We start from the raw sequence: 18,663 nt of genomic DNA, 5'->3' as shown, positions 1-18,663 counted from the left end.
CGTGCTAATACTCCGACCTCTTAGGTCGGAGATAAAGCAGCACTAAGCTTTGAATTTCGTCCGACTAAATTCAGCGGCGAGTTGCCCTTTTATCAGTCGCTTCAGCGACTAGAGAAAATGGACAAATGTTTTACGAAACTCCCACTGAATAAGTCTTGACTTCATTAGGAAGGATTGAATGAAAAAAATAAAGTTAAAAACTGCTAAATCTGGCTCTCAATTAGTCCTTGAAACTCTAAAAGACCTTGGAGTAGATATCATATTTGGATATCCTGGTGGTGCAATGCTTCCTTTATATGATGCAATTCATGGCTTTGAGGGCATCCAGCATATTCTGGCTCGCCATGAGCAAGGTGCCGTTCATGAGGCAGAGGGTTATGCTAAATCTTCTGGAAAGGTTGGTGTTGTGGTCGTAACGAGTGGTCCTGGTGCAACAAATACTGTGACTGGTATTGCGGATGCCTACTTGGATTCAGTGCCACTACTTGTTTTTACAGGTCAGGTGGGACGTGCTTCAATTGGTAAAGACGCCTTTCAAGAGGCTGATACCGTTGGTATCACTGCACCAATTACTAAGTATAGTTACCAAATCCGAGATACAGCTGATATTCCAAGAATTGTAACAGAGGCTTATTATTTAGCGCATACAGGTCGTCCTGGGCCTGTTGAGATTGATTTGCCAAAAGATGTTTCAACAATCGAAGTCACTGAAATTAACGATCCTAAAATTAATTTACCAAATTATCATGCGACAGAACACGCTGACAAAAATCAGCTATCAAAACTGCTGACACAACTTTCTGTCAGTAAAAAACCACTTGTCATTGCTGGTGGTGGGATAAATTATGCTGAGGCAACAGAGGAATTACGCGCTTTTATTGATAAATATCGTATCCCTGTGGTGTCGACTTTACTTGGACTTGGAACGGTGCCGATTGAGAATCCTCTGCAATTAGGGATGGGTGGAATGCATGGTTCTTATGCCTCCAATATGGCGTTGGTCGAGGCAGACTATATCATTAATTTTGGTTCGCGTTTTGATGACCGTTTGGTGTCAAATCCTACTCGTTTTGCTGAAAATGCTGTTGTTGCACATATTGATATTGACCCAGCAGAGCTTGGAAAAATCGTCAAAACTCAGATCCCCATTGTCAGTGATTTGAAGGAGGCGCTACAAATTCTTGTCAGTGCTGACAGAGTAGCCACAGATTTTGATGAATGGACAGCACATGTTCTTGAAAATAAACATCGTGCGCCATTTAGTTATGGTAAAGTTAACGATTTCATACGTCCACAACAAGCGATTGAATGGATTGGTCAGTACACTGACGGTGATGCAATCATTGTGACAGATGTCGGTCAGCATCAAATGTGGGCTGCTCAGTATTATCCCTATAAAAATCCACGTCAACTGATTACATCAGGTGGGATGGGAACGATGGGATTTGGTGTTCCCGCTGCTATTGGTGCAAAATTGGCACATCCCGAAAAAAATGTTATTCTTTTTGTCGGCGACGGTGGTTTTCAGATGACGAATCAAGAACTTGCCTTACTCAATGGTTATCATATCCCAATCAAAGTTGTCTTAGTGAATAATCATTCGCTAGGAATGGTACGTCAATGGCAAGAGTCCTTTTATGATGAACGACGAAGCCAGTCTGTTTTTGATGCAGAACCTAACTTTCAATTACTTGCTGAAGCCTATGGAATCAAGCATTTAAAATTGGAGGATCCTACAACTTTGTCTGAGGAACTCAAGGTTCTATCCGAAGATGTGCCGATGTTGATTGAAATTAATATTTCACAAGCGGAGCAAGTTCTACCAATGGTACCTGCTGGAGCCCATAATGATGAAATTTTAGGAGTGTATTTCACTGATGGAACTGATGCAATCACTGGAGCTTCAGAGGAGGTAAATCATGCGTAGAATGATTATTGCCAGACTTCATAATGTGACGGGAATTTTGAATCGATTTACTGCGGTTTTAAATCGCAGACAGGTCAACATCATCAGTATTTCTGCTGGTGTTACAGAAAATCAAGAACTCACACATACAACTTTTGTTGTTGAAGTAGACTCACTTGGAGAAATAGAGCAAATTATCAAACAGCTCAATCGGTTAATTGATGTGATTGAAGTTGCTGATATTACTGATTTACCACACGTAGCACGCGAAGTAGTCCTCATAAAAGTTTCAGCTCCTCCCGAAAGACGAGCTGAAATCTTCACCATGATAGATCCTTTTCGAGTTAATGTTGTTGATGTGAATCGTGAAAATGTCACAATTCAACTCACAGGTGATTCGGATAAAATTGATGCTTTAATAGACATCTTGATTCCTTACGGTATTATAAGGATGGCAAGAACAGGTTCAGCAGGCTTTGAAAGAGGATAGAGCATTTTGACAGTTCTGTCAAAGTTAAAAATTTCTGTCAGTTCAATGCGACTAACGCGAGCATTGAATCAATCAGATAAAGGAAATATTAGCTAAGCTAATATTTCTGTCAGTATACTGACAGAAAAATAAAATAAAGTCACAAAAGCAACTCTGCTTTCAAATTTCAAAAGCTGTTAAACAAAAGATAGAGTTGACCTTATATGACGAAGTATGAAAAGAAAAAGAGGAAATTAAAATGGCAGTTACAATGTATTATGAAGAAGATGTAGAAGTTGCAGCACTTGCAGGTAAAAAAATTGCAATTGTTGGCTACGGTTCACAGGGACACGCTCATGCACAAAATTTACGTGATAGCGGTCATGATGTAATTATCGGGGTTCGTCATGGTAAATCCTTTGATAAAGCAAAAGAAGATGGTTTTAATACTTATGAAGTGGGAGAAGCTGTCAAAAAAGCTGATGTTATCATGGTTCTTGCGCCTGATGAGCTTCAACAATCTATTTATGAAAATGACATTAAACCCAATTTAAAAGCTGGTTCAGCACTTGGATTTGCACATGGTTTTAATATTCATTTTGGTTATATCAAAGTACCAGAAAATGTAGATGTATTCATGGTTGCACCTAAAGCACCTGGCCATCTTGTTCGACGGACTTATACTGAAGGCTTCGGTACACCTGCTTTGTTCGTTTCTCATCAAGATGCAACAGGTCATGCTCGTGACATTGCAATGGATTGGGCAAAAGGAATTGGTTGTGCACGCGTTGGAATTATTGAAACAACATTCAAAGAGGAAACTGAGGAAGACCTTTTTGGTGAACAAGCTGTCCTTTGTGGTGGGTTGACAGCACTTGTTGAAGCTGGCTTTGAAACATTGACTGAAGCTGGCTACGCTGGTGAATTAGCTTATTTTGAAGTTTTACATGAAATGAAATTGATTGTCGACCTTATGTATGAAGGTGGATTTACAAAAATGCGTCAATCCATCTCTAACACCGCTGAATTTGGTGACTATGTGACAGGACCACGTATCATCACTGATGAAGTCAAAGCAAATATGAAGCTCGTCCTCGCTGATATTCAGTCTGGAAAATTTGCACAAGATTTCGTAGATGATTTCAAAGCTGGTCGTCCAAAATTGACAGCCTATCGTGAAGCTGCCAAAAATCTTGAAATTGAAAAAATCGGTGCTGAACTCCGCAAAGCAATGCCATTTACCCAATCAGGAGATGATGACGCGTTCAAGATTTATCAATAGTCTTGTTCCGATTTAAAGTTCAACTATGCTAGAACGGCTAATAAAAGACAAGAAATAACCAGCGGTGCATTATGCGCCGCTTTTGTGGAGGAATGACAAAGATGTTAAGTGCTAAAGAAGTTGAATCTGCATATGAGGTGTTAAAACCAATTGTTACCAAGACTCCGCTACAATTGGACCCATACTTATCCGATAAATACCAAGCAAATATTTATCTAAAAGAAGAAAATTTACAAAAAGTACGTTCTTTTAAATTACGAGGTGCTTATTATTCAATCAGTAAATTAAGTGACGAGCAACGTTCACGAGGTGTAGTATGCGCTAGTGCAGGAAATCATGCACAAGGTGTTGCCTTTGCTGCGAATCAACTAAATATTGACGCAATTATTTTTATGCCAGTAACAACACCTAATCAAAAAATTTCTCAGGTCAAGTTTTTTGGAGGAAATCATGTTGATATTCGCTTGATTGGTGATACTTTTGATGAATCTGCTAAAGCCGCAAAACTTTTTTCTCAAAATCAAGAAAAACCTTTCATTGACCCTTTTAATGATGAAAATGTTATTGCAGGTCAAGGAACGGTGGCATTAGAAATTTTTTCTCAAGCTCAAGAGCTTAAGGTTAAGTTTGATAAAATTTTGGTGCAGATTGGCGGAGGAGGATTAATTGCAGGGATTACGACATATGCTAATGAGGTTCATCCAGAAGTAGAGATAATTGGTGTAGAAGCAAAAGGAGCAATGAGTATGAAAGCTGCTTTTAACTCTGGAAGACCAATAACTTTGGAACACATTGATAAATTTGCTGATGGGATTGCCGTTGCTACCGTTGGTGAAAAAACCTATGACGCCATCAAAGACAAAGTAAAACAACTCCTTGCTGTTGATGAAGGATTAATTTCACAAACGATTTTAGAGCTTTATTCTAAATTAGGTATTGTCGCAGAACCTGCTGGAGCGACATCTGTCGCTGCTTTAGAATTGATTAAAGATGAGATAAAAGGTAAAAACGTCGTTTGCATTATCAGTGGCGGAAACAACGATATTAGCCGTATGCAAGAAATTGAAGAAAGAGCATTGGTTTATGAAGGTTTAAAACATTATTTTGTGATTAATTTTCCTCAAAGACCTGGTGCTTTGCGTACTTTTGTAAGTGATATTTTAGGACCAAACGATGATATCACGCGTTTTGAATACATCAAACGAGCAGATAAAGGAAAAGGGCCTTGTCTTGTTGGTATTTTACTCGCTCACCCAGACGACTATGATTCACTCATCGAGAGAATCGAACAATTTGATAGTCGTTACGTTAATTTACACGGAAATGAGAGCCTGTATGAATTATTAGTCTGAGAGACATATCTGTTGTTTATCAAAGCAAGTGCGTGCTAATCCCCCTCCCTCTTAGGTAGAGGATAAAGCAGCACTAAGCTTTGAATTTCGTCCGACTGCCATAGGGCGTTGGCGCTTTTAGCGCCTAGGCTTCTTGGACAAGGTGACCTCATATCGAAGATGTGAGGTTGTACCTTAAATTCAGTGGGGAGTTGCCCTTTTATCAGTCGCTTCAGCGACTAGAGAAAATGGACAAATGTTTTACGAAACTCCCACTGAATAAGTCTTGACTTCATTTGTTTTATGAAAAATTTCCAATTCTTTCAAATCACTAAAAATTTGGTATAATTTAAGTGATAATAGTTCACTTTAACTTAGCAAGTCTTTGGGCTATGCTACTAAACAAGAATTGAAATTTAATTAAAAAATGAGGAAATAAAATAATGACAGAAATCACACAACTTTTTCAATATAACACACTTGGCGCCTTAATGGCAGGCCTTTATGAAGGCACAATGACCATTGGTGAATTACTCAAGCATGGTAATTTGGGAGTTGGAACATTGGATTCAATTGATGGTGAGCTGATTGTTCTTGATGGGAAAGCTTATCAGGCTAAAGGAGATAAGACCATTGTGGAGTTGGGAGATGATGTAACTGTTCCTTATGCAGCTGTTGTTCCTCATCAAGCGGAAGTTATTTTTAAACAACGCTTCACTGCTACAGACAAAGAACTAGAAGAAAGAATCGAAAGTTATTTTGATGGACAAAATTTATTTCGTTCAATTAAAATTAAAGGAGAGTTTTCTAAAATGCACGTGCGGATGATTCCTCGTGCTAAAGAAGGAACAAAATTTGTTGAAGTTTCACAACATCAGCCTGAATACTTTGAAGAAAACGTTAAAGGGACGATTGTCGGCATTTGGACACCTGAAATGTTTCATGGTGTTAGTGTAGCAGGATATCATTTACATTTTATTAGTGATGATTTTGCATTTGGAGGTCATGTTTTGGACTTTGTGATAGAAAACGGTACGGTTGAAATTGGTGCGATTGACCAATTGAATCAATCATTTCCAGTACAAGACCGTAAGTTCTTATTTGCCAATCTTGACATTGAGTCACTCAAAAAAGATATTGATGTTGCTGAAGGATAAACTCAGTTCCTAGAAACTAAAGAAGAAGAAGATATTATGGATACTATTTCTACACCTCATGCACCTGCCGCAATCGGACCTTATGTTCAAGGGAAGATTGTCAATGGTTTGCTCTTTGCCTCTGGACAAATTGCATTGAGCCCTACCACTGGAGAAATCGTTGGTGATACCATCGAACTTCAAACCGAACAAGTGATGAAAAATATTAGTGCGCTTTTAGAAGCTGCTGGGTCAGATTTTGACCATGTAGTCAAAACGACTTGTTTTTTAAAAAATATTAATGACTTTGCTAAATTCAATACCGTCTATGCCCAAGCCTTTGGAAGTATGTTTCCAGCACGTTCAGCTGTTGGTGTAGCTGGTTTGCCCAAAGAAGCACTTGTCGAAATTGAAATAATTGCTGAAATTCGGTAAAAATAGAACTTACAAACACGCTGTCAGTACTGACAGAAACTTGTCAGAACTCTATTTCCAAACGAAAGGAACGATTAGTATGTCAAATGAGCGGATTAACGCCTTCTCTGATGGTGTGTTTGCAATTCTAATTACAATCATGGTTTTGGAGCTTAAAACTCCCTCTGGTCCCTCTTTGTCAGCGCTGATGGATTTGAAATTTGTCTTTTTTACTTATTTTGTCAGCTTCATAACTATCGCAATTTATTGGAACAACCATCATCATATTTTCTATTTATTAGAACGTGTTTCTGGACGAATATTGTGGTGGAATATGGCTTTGCTATTTTTTACAAGTTTTCTTCCTTTTTCGACAGCTTGGCTTTCTCAATATCCTGCAGAACAAATGCCCGAAATACTTTATGGACTAAACTGTTTATTAGTGGATATCGCTTTTAATATCTTAGCGATTGGAGTTTATAAGCAGCAAGGTTTGTTCAATCGAATGCGAGATGCACGTTGGTTTTGGAAAGCTGTTTGGTCAATTGGAATACTTATGATTAGTTTAGCTATCTGTCTTGTCTTTTCAATTCCTTTTATCGTAATAGCAGGAGTTATAGCTAGTTTATTACCGTGGGCGGTCCCTGACCGTCAAATCGAAAAAGGAGTCAATCAATAAAAACTCTGTCATTGTTGACAGAGTTTTTATTATCATTTCTCAAAGACTATCTAAGGCATTTTTCTGTTCCTCATCAATGATATGCGTGTAAAGGTCAGTGACCTGAGTAGAAGCATGACCTAATTGATGACTAACAAGAACTTGCGAGTTTGTTTGAGCATATAAGCGTGTGGCGAGAGTATGTCTGAGTTTATGTGGTGTGACTCGAATTTTAAAGGCCTGAGAATATTTAGCAACTAATTTTTCAACGCTTGAAGCGTCAATTCTACTTGGCATTCCTCGATATAATGTAACAAATAATGCAAGATCCTTTTTCATTGTTTTGTATCGTTTTTCTCTAATTTCTAAATATCTCTCCAAGTAACTCTTTGCAAAAGGTGCAACATTTACTGCATCCCGCTTTCCCCCTTTGCGCGTAACTTCAATCACCATATTGTTAAGATGTAAATCTCTCAAATCAACATTAACTGCCTCAGAAAGTCGAATACCTGAAGCTAAAATCAATGCAATAATTCCTAAATCACGTTCTTTATTCTTCTGAAAACTTGATAACGCTCGATTAGAGAGTGTTTTTTCATATTCCATATCAATATAGTCAAGAAAACCTTGTGTTTCATCTCCTAAGAAAAGCTTGCCTTTAATGTTTTCTGCACGAGCTGATAAGGTCTCAGGTTTTTTCTTCGTTTGCACTTTTTTCATTACATTACGATAGAAGTAGGGTTCACCATGCTCATTTTCGACTTCCTCAGTCAGATATTTGTAAAGACTCGATAAGGCTGATAAAGTTCGGTTAATCGTCGTTTGGCTGACACCGTATTGTGTTGAGTGAGTATTCAAACGTGGCCGTTCTCGAAGATATAGAATAAAAGATTCCATATCCCGTTTAGTAATATTTTCCAAGACAGATAGAGGAATATCGCTAACTTTATCATTGTCAATAATATTGGAGTCAACTAACCAAGTAAAAAAACGTTCGTATTCTTTGAGATATTCGTAGAGAGTATTAAGACTATAAGGAACTGCGAGCTTAGATTGATAATATTCTAGGACATAGTCAGGCATAACCTTTTTTAATTTTTCAATATTTTGTACTAATTGTTCACGCTTCATAACCTTAAGTATATCAGAAGCAATGAATATTTGTCAAGAAAATCTTAGTTTTTCGGAAAGATGTTATAAAACGAGCCGAAATGTCACAAATGATATATACCAAACCTTTATTGAAACACTGAGCATTTTTTCATTAATTATTGTTTGATATGACAATTACACCTGCTTCCTTCATACAATCATGATAAATATCTTTTTAGTTTCTAAATTTTAAATTTATTTGTTATTTTTCTAATGATTAATCAGCAAAATTTCTAATTTATTTTAAAAATAAAAACCAAGTTAATCGCTTGGTTTTTACCTCTATTTAATATCATTTTACTTCTAGAACATTTTATAAATATATTTTATGCCGCTCTCAATCTTACCTCAAGCATACATTTACTTTTTGGTTTTATAATTTCGTGCGATATTCTCGTCATCCTTCATTTGTTCGATGAGATGGTCAATATCGTCAAATTTAACCATATCTCGAATTTTATCCAGCCAAAGCACGGTCAAATTTTCTCCATAAATCTCTCCATTAAAATCAAAAATATGAACTTCAACCGTTTTTTCTGTACCATTGAAAGTGTCGTTATATCCAATCGAGGCAAAGCCACGATGACGTTCACCATCAAAAATGACATCACAGGTATAGACACCTACAGCTGGAATATGAACATAATCTTTAATCACCAAATTGGCAGTGGGATAGCCAAGCTGACGCCCGCGCGCAAATCCGTGAACAACAAGTCCTGAGGTTTCGTATGGATAGCCTAAAAGCGAATTAGCCTGAGCGATATCTCCGTTTTCTACTGCTTTTCGGATTCTGGTAGAAGATATCTTCCCTTGGTTATCCGTAATCTCAGGAATAATAATCACTCGATAATTCTCTGTACTTTTCAGATTTTTCATGTCTGAACCAGTTGTATAATCAAATCCAGTGATTACAACTTTTGGCCTGAACTTCATCACAACATTTTCTGAAAATTCATTGGCTGTCTGATGTGCAAATTTTGAAGTAAAATCTTGGAAGATTAAGTAATCTACACCATTCTCAGCAAAAAGTTCTGCTCGTTTCTTGTCAGAAGTCAATTTTAAAAGCATTTCTGGTTCAAATTTTTCGAAAGTTAATGTAGGTTTTTCAGGAAAAGTTAGCACTGCAATCTTTAAATTAAGCACTGTAGCCACTTTTCGCGCTTCATTAAAAAGGGCTTGATGTCCTCGATGTAGGCCATCAAAATATCCTAAAACTAAGACAAGGTCTTCGTCAAATTTCAGATTTTCATCAAATTCTAATATTTTCATCATTCTCACTTTTTATAGCTATCTAATATCTTTTAGTTTTACATAAAAAAATTCCCTGAATACTCAAACTCAAGGTTCGACTAAGTGTCCATTTACTCTGCTCTACATCGCCTGAATCAGTACACTCCATATCTATTCGCTCTAGTCTGTTTGCTTACGGACAGTAAGTGTATCTGGTGTAGTTTAACTAGTCTAGTATAAGCTCACTTGTATAAGACTTTATTTGGCTTCCAAATCCCTTCTTTATCGGGGTGTTTCATATATACCGCTACTAACTTACCATTGTAAAATGCCGCAAATCTTGGTTCTGTCAGCACTGACAGAGTTGAAAATTGACTTTCATCAAATTTTTTCCCAACAATTGCCATTTCAAATTGCTCATCAGTAAGTTCAATTTTTGTCAAATCTGTCACCGCATATTCAATAGGGAAGAGAAATGCTGACAGATTATCATTTGCTTTTGCCTGCTCTATTTCAGTTAGAGTAACTGCGTTTTCAATTTTTAATCCATTTGCTGCTGTACGCTGCAGTTGTGACATATGGCCCGCGTAACCTAATTTTTCGGCTAAATCTACGGCTAAAGTTCGTATATAAGTTCCTTTGCTACAAGCCACTCGAAAATTAAACTTTACTGTCGCTTGTTTTTCATCAAAAATGGGAGCGGATGTTCTTACGAATTCATAAATCGTAATCTCGCGTGCAGGACGCTCAATTGTCTGACCGCTACGTGCATATTCGTACAACTTTTTTCCATTGATCTTCACAGCGGAGTACATCGGTGGAATTTGCTGGATATTTCCAACAAATGTCGCCATCGCATCGTCAATTTCGTCTTCTGTCAGTGCTGACAGAACAGGCGTTCTACTGACAATTTGTCCGTCAGCATCTTCGGTTTCAGTTGACCATCCAATCGTAACTTCACCTTCATAAACTTTTCCTGCGGCTTCCATATATTCTAACAATCGCGTTGCACGTCCGACAGCTACTGGCAAAACTCCCGTTACTGATGGATCGAGTGTTCCTCCGTGCCCAATTTTTTTTATCTTTAAAATTCCACGAAGTTTTGCTACAACATCAAAAGATGTCCAACCCGCCTCTTTATAAATATTTAAAATACCGTTTAAATTTTCATTCATCTTGCAAATTATAGCATTTTTTGTGTGAAAAATCACTTTTTGGCTTATAAATCTTCTGTCAGCACTGACAGAAGATTTTCTGAAAAGAAAAAGTCTGAGGGAATCTCAGACTTTCAAAATAAATCATATCACAGATTGGACAGCGACACATATTACTGACCAGTTGGAACAGTTGTATTTTTTACGGACTGAATTTGCGCCGCGCCTGTAGCAAGTGAAGCTTTCGCTCCATATTTGGCAAACAATTGCGCTCCAGTCAACGTTTCTTTGGTTTTCCAATTGACGACTGGCCAAGGATTTTGCATCATTCTAAGCCCTGTCTGCGTGGGATCAGCGACTTGCAGATAGTAGGTTCCATCAGCATTGACCTGAACACGAGCTGTATTTTGAATAACATTAACAGGGTCGCTATAACCAGAAACACCGTTTGAACCAACATTGACAATATAAATTCGGTAAGCTTCACCTGTAAAAATATCATATTTTCCTTGAGCATTATTAACCCATTGCGCATAAACCGCATCGTGCTGCGCATCAGAAAGTGCATTCCAACTTGCAGGTGTCGTTGTCTGACTGCTTGATGGAGATGTGGTGCCTTCTGATGACGAATTAGTAGTTTGTGAACTTGTAGATTCAGAAGTTTGCTTTGTACTTGATTTTTTCTCACTTTTATTTGTGCTCTTGCTACTTTGAGCGAAGGAAGCTTCCTTTTTGGGCCTACATTTTGAGGGTAAAAAAGCTGATAAGCAATAATACCAACTGCAATGACAAGTAATGCCCTAGGATTATTAGACCTATTGTCTTTTTACTTTCCTTTTTCTTTATATGTTTTGCCATAAAGTTTCTCCTTATTATTTATCTTTCCCTTTTTAAATGAAACTCGTAGAGTAGCCTAAAAATTAATCATTTAGAGCTTACGCTCTTTTCAACCTTTAATCGTCAATATTATTCTTGTTTCTATGTCATCTATAAGTGTATTATACTTAATTTTAACCATTATTTCAAAAAAACAAGTTTTGTCAGTCCCTTTTTTCCCATAGAAAATAACTAGAAAATAACGAAAAAACCTGTCAGTACACTGACAGGTTCAATTTTCATAGTATATGAAATTAATGTTCTGAAGCACTTAACATTGCCTCAATTTTTGAGTAAGGTTGAGCATGAAGCATCCAACGAACACCATATTTGTCAGTAAAATCTCCCATTTTTCCACCCCAAAACTGTTCTTCATAAGCAAGATTAACTTTTACAGTACCAGAGTCTATAACTTTTTTCCAGAATGCATCAGCTTTCTCCATTTCAGCTTCATCTTCTGAATTTAAGTCAATGAGGATCGAAACAGCATCATATACTAAAGGTTCCATCTGCATGAAGTTGTCAGCAGCCATTACTGTTGAACCTAGAATATCAAATTGTGAATGCATTGTTAAGTCAGCTGCTTTGTCAGCTGGTACGCCAAACTGCTCTGCTTGGGCAGGAGCCACAGGCATACGAGAAACATTGGTTGCACCAAGAACTTCTTTATAGTATTCAAGTGTTTCCTTAGTGTTATTAAAGGTGAGATACGGATGGATAGTTGCCATGGTAACCTCTTTCTTTTCTTACGAAAATATTTATTTTAGTCAGAAAATTTAGTCATTCTGACACTTTTAATTCTAACATAAGAAAGCGTTTCAGTCCAATAATTCTCTTTGCCTAAAGCAATACTCCGCATGGTCATTAATCACCCCAATCGCCTGAAGATAGGCATAAACCACAGTTGAGCCAACAAATTTGAAACCTCGCTTTTTCATATCCTTACTGACACGGTCTGATAAACTGTCAGTAGCTGGAACTTCACTTTCGTCAGTAATGTGGTGCTGACAGACTTTTCCGTCAGTAAAAGACCAGATATAAGTTTCAAAAGCGCCAAATTCTTGCTGAATCTCAAGTACCCTCTGAGCATTATTAATCGCTGCCCGCACTTTAAGTTTATTTCGGATAATTCCTGCATTCTGCATGAGTTCATCAAATTTCGCTTCGTCATATTGCGCCACTTTTTCAATCTCAAAATCATCAAAAGCCGCATAAAAATTTTCCTGTTTATTCAAAATCGTATTCCAAGAAAGCCCTGCCTGATTCATATCTAAGACCAATTTGGCAAATAATTCTCGTTCATCATGAAGTGGCGTTCCCCAAAACGTATCATGATAATGAATCATTTTGTCAGAGGATAAGCACCAGTTACATCTTGATTTTTCCGTCATTCTCTACCTCTTTACATCATTTTTATTATGTAATTTGATTTTTCCTGTAAAATCAATAAAATTTCTTTATCCAATCGTCATCATTGATTTCATACCAAAATTCAGCAAAAGATTGTTTCAACATCATCTCTGCCATTTCAATAAAACCAGAGGATAAATCCAACTCAGGCAAGCGCTGAATCGTTTCCCAATAAACCGCTCCCTCGTCTGTTTTTCCGATAAGTTCACCGGAAAATTCAGTTGTCGCAAAAAGAAAAACCATATAGCGCTTATTTTTCTCAACTTCAAACCAATCTTTCACACCACAAAACTTCAAATGACAAATATCAAGACCGGTTTCTTCTTTAATCTCTCGTATCGTTGAAGGAACGAGTGCCTCTCCTTTTTCAACGTGTCCCCCTGGAAAAGAAATGCCTTTCCAAGATTTTATCCGTTTTTGCACCACAACTTTCTGATTTTTTTCATCAATAATGGCACACATATTAGTCAATTCAACCTGTTCAAGCTCGTGCTTACCCATCACATTTATGCTTTCTTCTCAATCGGTGCCATCGCAGCAAGGAGACGTTTCATCCCAACTTCTGGAAAATTGATTTTCAGTTCCATATTTTTGCCTGTACCACTTACACCTAGCACCATACCTTCACCCCACTTACGGTGGATTGCAGTGTCGCCAATTTTCCAATCTGCTGTTGCTGTCTGAGCGGTAGTCGTTGTATTATGAGTTACCGCAGGATTAATGATTGCTTTACGTTGATGCAAAGCGTCTGACATTGATGTTCCTGAGCTGAAACCACCAGATTTATAACTTGCATTAAAACTGGTATTTGCCTTGCGAGCAATCCCCGTATAATCTAATAATTCTGCATCAATTTCTGAAATAAATCGACTTGGACGATTATAGTTTGTTTTACCATAAAGCACACGCTGATTGGCATTCATTAAGTAAAGTGTTTGTTCTGCACGGGTAATCCCAACATAAGCCAAACGACGTTCTTCCTCAAGCTCATCCATATCTTCATTTGCACGCGAAAGAGGAAAAATATTTTCTTCCATTCCAATCAGAAAGACAACAGGAAATTCAAGTCCCTTTGCAGCGTGCAACGTCATCATCGTAACTTGGTCAGAATCTTCTTCATAGGCATCCGTTTCAGATAGCAGACTTACTTCATTAAGAAAACGACTTAATTTATCCAAACCTGTTTCAATCAAAGGTTCGCCCGTTTCTTCATCCAAAGGAACTTCTGATTTTTCATCAAATCCTTTAGTCACAGAAAGAAATTCTTCAATGTTTTCAATACGAGCCTGATTCTCAATGCTCGGTATCATTTGCAAAGCTTTCAGATAGCCTGTGCGTTCTAACATCTCTTCGACCAACTCTGTAATTGTTGAGTTTTCTGTACGCGCTCGTAAGAAATCAAATACAAGACCAAGGTCGTAAATTTCACCAGCAGCTTTTCCTCTGATATCTGAAATCGTAATATCAAGTAAACTATTGGCTAATGACACACCACGGCTGTCAGCAAAATGACGCAGTTTGTCCAAAGTCCCTGGTCCAACCCCGCGTTTAGGTTCATTAATAATTCGCTCAAAACTCATATTATCCGCAGGATTTGCAACAACATTTAGATAAGCAATGACATCACGAATTTCTTTACGTGAGTAAAATTTTGTTCCTGCGACCATCGTATAAGGGATATTTGATTTCACAAAAGAATCTTCAATCGTGCGTGACTGGGCGTTCGTTCGATACAGTACTGCATAATCAGCATACTTACGTCCTGAGCGTAATCCTTCTGAGATAACTTCTGAAACCTTATTCGCTTCTTCTTGTTCGTTACCTGCACGGAAATAAATGATATTTTCACCATCATCATTTTGAGTCCAGAGTTTTTTAGGACGACGCTTAACATTATTTTTAATGACATTGTTCGCCGCCTGCAAAATCGTCTTGGTAGAACGATAGTTTTCTTCAAGCAGCACTACTTTCGCATTGGGATAATCTTTTTCAAAGTCAAGAATATTTTGCATATCTGCACCACGCCAACCATAGATGGATTGGTCAGCGTCTCCAACCACGCAAATGTTCTTAAAACGACTGGCAAGAAGCTTTACAAGTTGATACTGTGCGTGGTTAGTATCCTGATATTCATCCACGTGAATATATTGAAATTTTCCTTGATAATAAGCCAAAACATCAGGATTTTGATCAAACAATCGCAAAGTTTGCATGATTAAATCATCAAAATCCATTGACTCTGCTTTGCGTAATTCATTTTGATAAATTTTATAAACACGTGCAACAACCATTTCATAAGGATTGCGAGAAGTAGCTTGCGCCTCATAGGCATCTGCATCAAGCAAATCATTCTTGGCACTTGAAATTGTACCCAAAAGTGCTTTAGGTTCCCATTTTTTAGAATCTAAATTTGCTTCTTTCAAAATACGTTTCATCAACGATTTTTGCTCACCTGGATCTATAATGGTGAAATTCCGATTGTAACCAATATGATCCGCGTCACGTCTCAAAATACGCACACACATCGAGTGAAAAGTTGCAATCAACGTGTCTTGTGCCATAGGTGTCAAAGAAAGTGCACGTTCACGCATTTCCTTTGCTGCTTTATTGGTAAAGGTAATCGCGAGAATATTCCATGGATTAATCATTTTTTCATCAATTAAATAAGCAATGCGGTGAGTCAAAACACGTGTCTTACCCGAACCAGCACCCGCCATAATTAAGAGAGGACCTTCTGTTGTTTGCACAGCTTCTGCCTGCTTATCATTCATTCCTTGAAGTAATGGGTTCATTTTTTCTCGTTTCCTTAAAATATAAAAATAACTGTTCAATATTAAAACATTTAACTATCCTAAAACACTAACATTATAATGCTTTAAAAGACAATAAGTATAAAGTTGATTATTTTCATTCATCTTTGTAAAAATCACTTACTATTATAGCATATTTTTGGAAAGCAAATGGATTGAGTTTAACTTAGCAAGTGTGTGCCAATTCTCCACCGGCGGATAAGCAGCACTATCTCCGCTTCGCTACGGCAGAACGTGCCTAGTCGAAGTCGCAACTCGCTACGTGCTTCGCACGCCGTTCTACGAACGTTCTACTCCGCAATTAATCGCTTATAGATTTTCCGTTGCTAAAAAACTCACTGAATTCAGTGAGTTTTTTTGATGACTTGAAGACTTAAAAGTTTCGGATTTGATTGTATCGTTTTGAAAAAGCACTAACCATTGAATCTGTAGCTTTTGTGAATGGTGTTTTATTTTCAAATATACCATGAACAATGATACGATGAGTAGCTTCAACATCCGCACAAGTGACTAATGTAATTTCTGTTTTACCAGGCGTATCGTTTAACACTTCGACATGATCTGGTGTTACGACATTAATTTTAGTAATTTTATACTGATAAATATTATTCTTATCTGTAATATAAATTGTCATCCCGTCCTTAGCATGTGTCAATGGTGTGAATAAAATTGACAAATCTGAGCTAAATCCTGTCATGTTATGACCTGCTAATGTGTAATTCCCTTGTCCCATGACTTGTTCAGGTTTCATTGTCCCTGCGCCGTATAGAAGAGAGGTATTTCCGACACCGCGGAAAATAGGCAAATTAATTCCCAAATCTGGAATGGCAATCCCACCAATAACTGGTAAAGGTTGACGATTAAACTGATTCGCTAATACGGCTTGAAAATCTACTGAACGAACGGCATCAAAGTCAAAGCTAACATCTGCTTTTTGGTTTTTCTTAATCTTTTCACGTGAAATATTATTAAGTTGGTAACGATTGCTATTCATAGCAATCAGCATATTTCGAATAGGCTTATTAAAAACTAATGCTAGGCCGACTAAAAAGAGCAGAACGATAAGGGTATTAACAATCCAACGACGTTTTTTCTTTTTTCCCTTTTCTTGTCGTTTCATTTTTTCTCCTTTGTCTATGAGTAATATGTATTTTATTTAACTCTTATCTTACTTTAATTTTACCATGCTTTCAACTTTAAGTCAAAAACCGTACCACATCATATTAGAATTAGCAGAAAAATCTTGCTGATAAAGCAAGATTTTACTTCAAATCATTGATATTTCCTAGTTTAAAAGTTTTTGTTTCAGTCAATTTGAATTTATCTTTTAAGCCTGGTGTAATGTAAACTTTGTTGTCTTTATCAACAAAGACCGCCTGCACATTTTTTAGCTTTTCAATATATTCATAGCCTTTTTTGGTTCCCATTGCATAAATCAAAGTTGAAAGCCCATCGCCATTTGTTTCATCTTTTCCTGAAATCAAAAGCGTAATACTTGCAATATCATTGTCAAATGGATAGCCTGTTTTAGGGTTTAAAATATGACTATATTTGTGACCATCTACTTCCAGATAACGTTCATAAATCCCAGATGTATTGACGTGCTGGTTTGCGGCATAGAGTATACCCATTTGTTTTGCCGTAGGGTCGTTAGGGTCTTTGATGCCAATGCTCCAGGGACTTTCAACTCCTCTTGGTGAATGTCCCATCACATAAATCGAGCTTGAACCGAGGTTCACAATCCCAGTTGTAACTCCTTCTTTTTTGAGCAAATCTACCATTTTCATCGCCACAAAACCTTTAACAATCGAACCCAAGTCCAATTTTGCCCCTTTTTGTGTCAAGTAAATCGTTTGCGCTTTATTGTCAAACTCAATGTATTTATAATTAATCAATGGTAAAACGTGGTCGATTTCAGACTGGGAAGGCTTTCTCGCATTTGGCATTCCAATATTCCAAAGACTAGTCAGTGGACCAATGGTAATATCGTAACCCAGATTTTTAGCAGAATAGTTATAGCCCGCTTTAATCAAATTATAAACGCCTGCATCAACCTTGATTGGTTTAATCCCTGCATTTTGATTAATCGTATCAACTAAAGAACCTGCTTGATTTACTGTTGTTAGCTTATTGTATTCAACAGGAATCTTGAGTGCATTCGCGACTGCCTGCTCTTTTCCTTTGTCATAAACAGTCACTTGAACAAAAGTACCCATCGTTGTAACGTCTTTATTTATTGGTGTTTTCAACAAGTGACGTGTATCTTTTGTCGCATCTTTGCTAGAGCATGCAGCTAAAGCAAACAGACTCAAACCAGCCACAAAAAGTAATGTTATTTTTTTCATGTTTCTCTATATTTCATTTCTTTCGGAAATTTTTAACTCAGCAAATGAAGTCAAGACTTATTCAGTGAGAGTGTCATAAAACATTTGTCCATTTTATCTGGCCGCTATCTTCGCTACGCTGTCCGTTTGCTTAGCTGCTAAACAATGCGACTGATAAAAGGGCAACTCACTCATCACTGAATTTAGGGTACAACCTCTAGGTTGTAACAACTAAGCGACCTGTACGCAGCTAAAGCTGCAACAGTCTGCTTAACATCTTTGATATGAGGTCACACCGTAGCAAAGCTTCGTTATCCATTCGCTCTATCTCCCGCTTTGCTCCGCTGTCGATTTCACTAAGCCACTAGGTGTAACAACTAGCATATCCGTAAGCGCTAAAGCGCAAACGGCTATCCTATAAAGTGGCAAGTTCAAATCGCAATCAACTAAAGTCGCAAGGCGAAGTGGTCTTGTCCCAGAAGCCTAAGTGCTATCTCCGCTTCGCTGCGCT

At 37.5% G+C, this 18,663-nt stretch carries 17 protein-coding genes; 7 read left to right on the top strand and 10 right to left on the bottom strand.

Annotation, left to right across the window (positions count from 1 at the left end):
- Window positions 1-178: 178 nt before the first annotated feature.
- The 7 genes from FLP15_RS08835 (at window position 179) to FLP15_RS08805 (ending at window position 7,217) form a co-directional block, all read left to right on the top strand.
- Entirely contained in the window at window positions 179-1,927 is a 1,749-nt protein-coding gene (locus tag FLP15_RS08835) for an acetolactate synthase large subunit (RefSeq protein ID WP_142766813.1), read from the top strand.
- Entirely contained in the window at window positions 1,920-2,396 is a 477-nt protein-coding gene (gene ilvN, locus FLP15_RS08830; RefSeq protein WP_142766812.1) for an acetolactate synthase small subunit, read from the top strand. The genes FLP15_RS08835 and ilvN overlap by 8 nt, the downstream gene beginning before the upstream one ends.
- 238 nt (window positions 2,397-2,634) lie before the next feature.
- The gene (gene ilvC / locus FLP15_RS08825; RefSeq protein ID WP_142766811.1) at window positions 2,635-3,657 is read left to right on the top strand and encodes a ketol-acid reductoisomerase; all 1,023 of its coding nucleotides are present in this window, start codon (window positions 2,635-2,637) and stop codon (window positions 3,655-3,657) included.
- A gap of 101 nt (window positions 3,658-3,758) precedes the next feature.
- Window positions 3,759-5,009, top strand: coding sequence for a threonine ammonia-lyase IlvA (ilvA, locus tag FLP15_RS08820; RefSeq protein ID WP_142767484.1), 1,251 nt, complete (start codon window positions 3,759-3,761; stop codon window positions 5,007-5,009).
- Between the two features lie 422 nt (window positions 5,010-5,431).
- Entirely contained in the window at window positions 5,432-6,145 is a 714-nt protein-coding gene (gene budA / locus FLP15_RS08815) for an acetolactate decarboxylase (protein ID WP_142766810.1), read from the top strand.
- A 36-nt stretch (window positions 6,146-6,181) separates the two neighbouring features.
- Window positions 6,182-6,559: a RidA family protein gene (locus FLP15_RS08810; RefSeq protein ID WP_142766809.1), complete on the top strand. Its 378-nt coding sequence runs from the start codon at window positions 6,182-6,184 to the stop codon at window positions 6,557-6,559.
- A complete protein-coding gene (locus tag FLP15_RS08805; protein ID WP_142766808.1) occupies window positions 6,543-7,217 on the top strand; it encodes a TMEM175 family protein in 675 nt (224 codons plus the stop codon). Before FLP15_RS08810 ends, FLP15_RS08805 begins: the two co-directional genes overlap by 17 nt.
- Before the next feature lie 39 nt (window positions 7,218-7,256).
- Here FLP15_RS08805 and xerS read toward each other — a convergent pair whose 3' ends face one another.
- From xerS to FLP15_RS08755, 10 genes are all read right to left on the bottom strand, one after another.
- Window positions 7,257-8,327, bottom strand: coding sequence for a tyrosine recombinase XerS (gene xerS / locus FLP15_RS08800; RefSeq protein WP_142766807.1), 1,071 nt, complete (start codon window positions 8,325-8,327; stop codon window positions 7,257-7,259).
- A 381-nt stretch (window positions 8,328-8,708) separates the two neighbouring features.
- The gene (locus tag FLP15_RS08795) at window positions 8,709-9,617 is read right to left on the bottom strand and encodes a bifunctional riboflavin kinase/FAD synthetase (RefSeq protein WP_142767483.1); all 909 of its coding nucleotides are present in this window, start codon (window positions 9,615-9,617) and stop codon (window positions 8,709-8,711) included.
- 203 nt (window positions 9,618-9,820) lie between these two features.
- A complete protein-coding gene (gene truB / locus FLP15_RS08790) occupies window positions 9,821-10,753 on the bottom strand; it encodes a tRNA pseudouridine(55) synthase TruB (protein WP_142766806.1) in 933 nt (310 codons plus the stop codon).
- Between the two features lie 152 nt (window positions 10,754-10,905).
- Window positions 10,906-11,061, bottom strand: a complete 156-nt coding sequence (locus FLP15_RS13170; RefSeq protein ID WP_223804599.1) for a hypothetical protein — start codon at window positions 11,059-11,061, stop codon at window positions 10,906-10,908.
- An 801-nt stretch (window positions 11,062-11,862) separates the two neighbouring features.
- The gene (locus FLP15_RS08780; RefSeq protein WP_142766805.1) at window positions 11,863-12,336 is read right to left on the bottom strand and encodes a VOC family protein; all 474 of its coding nucleotides are present in this window, start codon (window positions 12,334-12,336) and stop codon (window positions 11,863-11,865) included.
- A 90-nt stretch (window positions 12,337-12,426) separates the two neighbouring features.
- Window positions 12,427-12,999, bottom strand: a complete 573-nt coding sequence (locus FLP15_RS08775; protein WP_142766804.1) for a DNA-3-methyladenine glycosylase I — start codon at window positions 12,997-12,999, stop codon at window positions 12,427-12,429.
- Between the two features lie 52 nt (window positions 13,000-13,051).
- Window positions 13,052-13,519 (bottom strand): 8-oxo-dGTP diphosphatase, encoded by a 468-nt coding sequence (locus FLP15_RS08770; RefSeq protein WP_142767482.1) that lies wholly within the window; start codon window positions 13,517-13,519, stop codon window positions 13,052-13,054.
- A 5-nt stretch (window positions 13,520-13,524) separates the two neighbouring features.
- On the bottom strand, window positions 13,525-15,810 hold the full coding sequence (gene pcrA / locus FLP15_RS08765) for a DNA helicase PcrA (protein WP_142766803.1): 2,286 nt from the start codon (window positions 15,808-15,810) through the stop codon (window positions 13,525-13,527).
- A 391-nt stretch (window positions 15,811-16,201) separates the two neighbouring features.
- Window positions 16,202-16,948, bottom strand: coding sequence for a class A sortase (locus tag FLP15_RS08760; protein ID WP_142766802.1), 747 nt, complete (start codon window positions 16,946-16,948; stop codon window positions 16,202-16,204).
- A gap of 142 nt (window positions 16,949-17,090) precedes the next feature.
- The gene (locus FLP15_RS08755) at window positions 17,091-18,173 is read right to left on the bottom strand and encodes an FAD:protein FMN transferase (RefSeq protein WP_142766801.1); all 1,083 of its coding nucleotides are present in this window, start codon (window positions 18,171-18,173) and stop codon (window positions 17,091-17,093) included.
- Between the last annotated feature and the right edge of the window lie 490 nt (window positions 18,174-18,663).

The sequence above is a fragment of the Lactococcus protaetiae genome, assembly GCF_006965445.1.
Lineage (GTDB): Bacteria > Bacillota > Bacilli > Lactobacillales > Streptococcaceae > Lactococcus > Lactococcus protaetiae.
Note: the sequence above shows the minus strand (reverse complement) of the source record. Positions and strands in the feature narration are given on the sequence as shown.

What these genes read in the sequence shown, in the direction of transcription:
- FLP15_RS08835 (WP_142766813.1), top strand. Translation starts at nt 179, where the DNA reads ATGAAAAAAATAAAGTTAAAAACTGCTAAATCTGGCTCTCAATTAGTC.
- ilvN (WP_142766812.1), top strand. Translation starts at nt 1,920, where the DNA reads ATGCGTAGAATGATTATTGCCAGACTTCATAATGTGACGGGAATTTTG.
- ilvC (WP_142766811.1), top strand. Translation starts at nt 2,635, where the DNA reads ATGGCAGTTACAATGTATTATGAAGAAGATGTAGAAGTTGCAGCACTT.
- ilvA (WP_142767484.1), top strand. Translation starts at nt 3,759, where the DNA reads ATGTTAAGTGCTAAAGAAGTTGAATCTGCATATGAGGTGTTAAAACCA.
- budA (WP_142766810.1), top strand. Translation starts at nt 5,432, where the DNA reads ATGACAGAAATCACACAACTTTTTCAATATAACACACTTGGCGCCTTA.
- FLP15_RS08810 (WP_142766809.1), top strand. Translation starts at nt 6,182, where the DNA reads ATGGATACTATTTCTACACCTCATGCACCTGCCGCAATCGGACCTTAT.
- xerS (WP_142766807.1), bottom strand. Translation starts at nt 8,327, where the DNA reads ATGAAGCGTGAACAATTAGTACAAAATATTGAAAAATTAAAAAAGGTT.
- FLP15_RS08795 (WP_142767483.1), bottom strand. Translation starts at nt 9,617, where the DNA reads ATGAAAATATTAGAATTTGATGAAAATCTGAAATTTGACGAAGACCTT.
- truB (WP_142766806.1), bottom strand. Translation starts at nt 10,753, where the DNA reads ATGAATGAAAATTTAAACGGTATTTTAAATATTTATAAAGAGGCGGGT.
- FLP15_RS13170 (WP_223804599.1), bottom strand. Translation starts at nt 11,061, where the DNA reads ATGATGCAAAATCCTTGGCCAGTCGTCAATTGGAAAACCAAAGAAACG.
- FLP15_RS08780 (WP_142766805.1), bottom strand. Translation starts at nt 12,336, where the DNA reads ATGGCAACTATCCATCCGTATCTCACCTTTAATAACACTAAGGAAACA.
- FLP15_RS08775 (WP_142766804.1), bottom strand. Translation starts at nt 12,999, where the DNA reads ATGACGGAAAAATCAAGATGTAACTGGTGCTTATCCTCTGACAAAATG.
- FLP15_RS08770 (WP_142767482.1), bottom strand. Translation starts at nt 13,519, where the DNA reads ATGGGTAAGCACGAGCTTGAACAGGTTGAATTGACTAATATGTGTGCC.
- pcrA (WP_142766803.1), bottom strand. Translation starts at nt 15,810, where the DNA reads ATGAACCCATTACTTCAAGGAATGAATGATAAGCAGGCAGAAGCTGTG.
- FLP15_RS08760 (WP_142766802.1), bottom strand. Translation starts at nt 16,948, where the DNA reads ATGAAACGACAAGAAAAGGGAAAAAAGAAAAAACGTCGTTGGATTGTT.
- FLP15_RS08755 (WP_142766801.1), bottom strand. Translation starts at nt 18,173, where the DNA reads ATGAAAAAAATAACATTACTTTTTGTGGCTGGTTTGAGTCTGTTTGCT.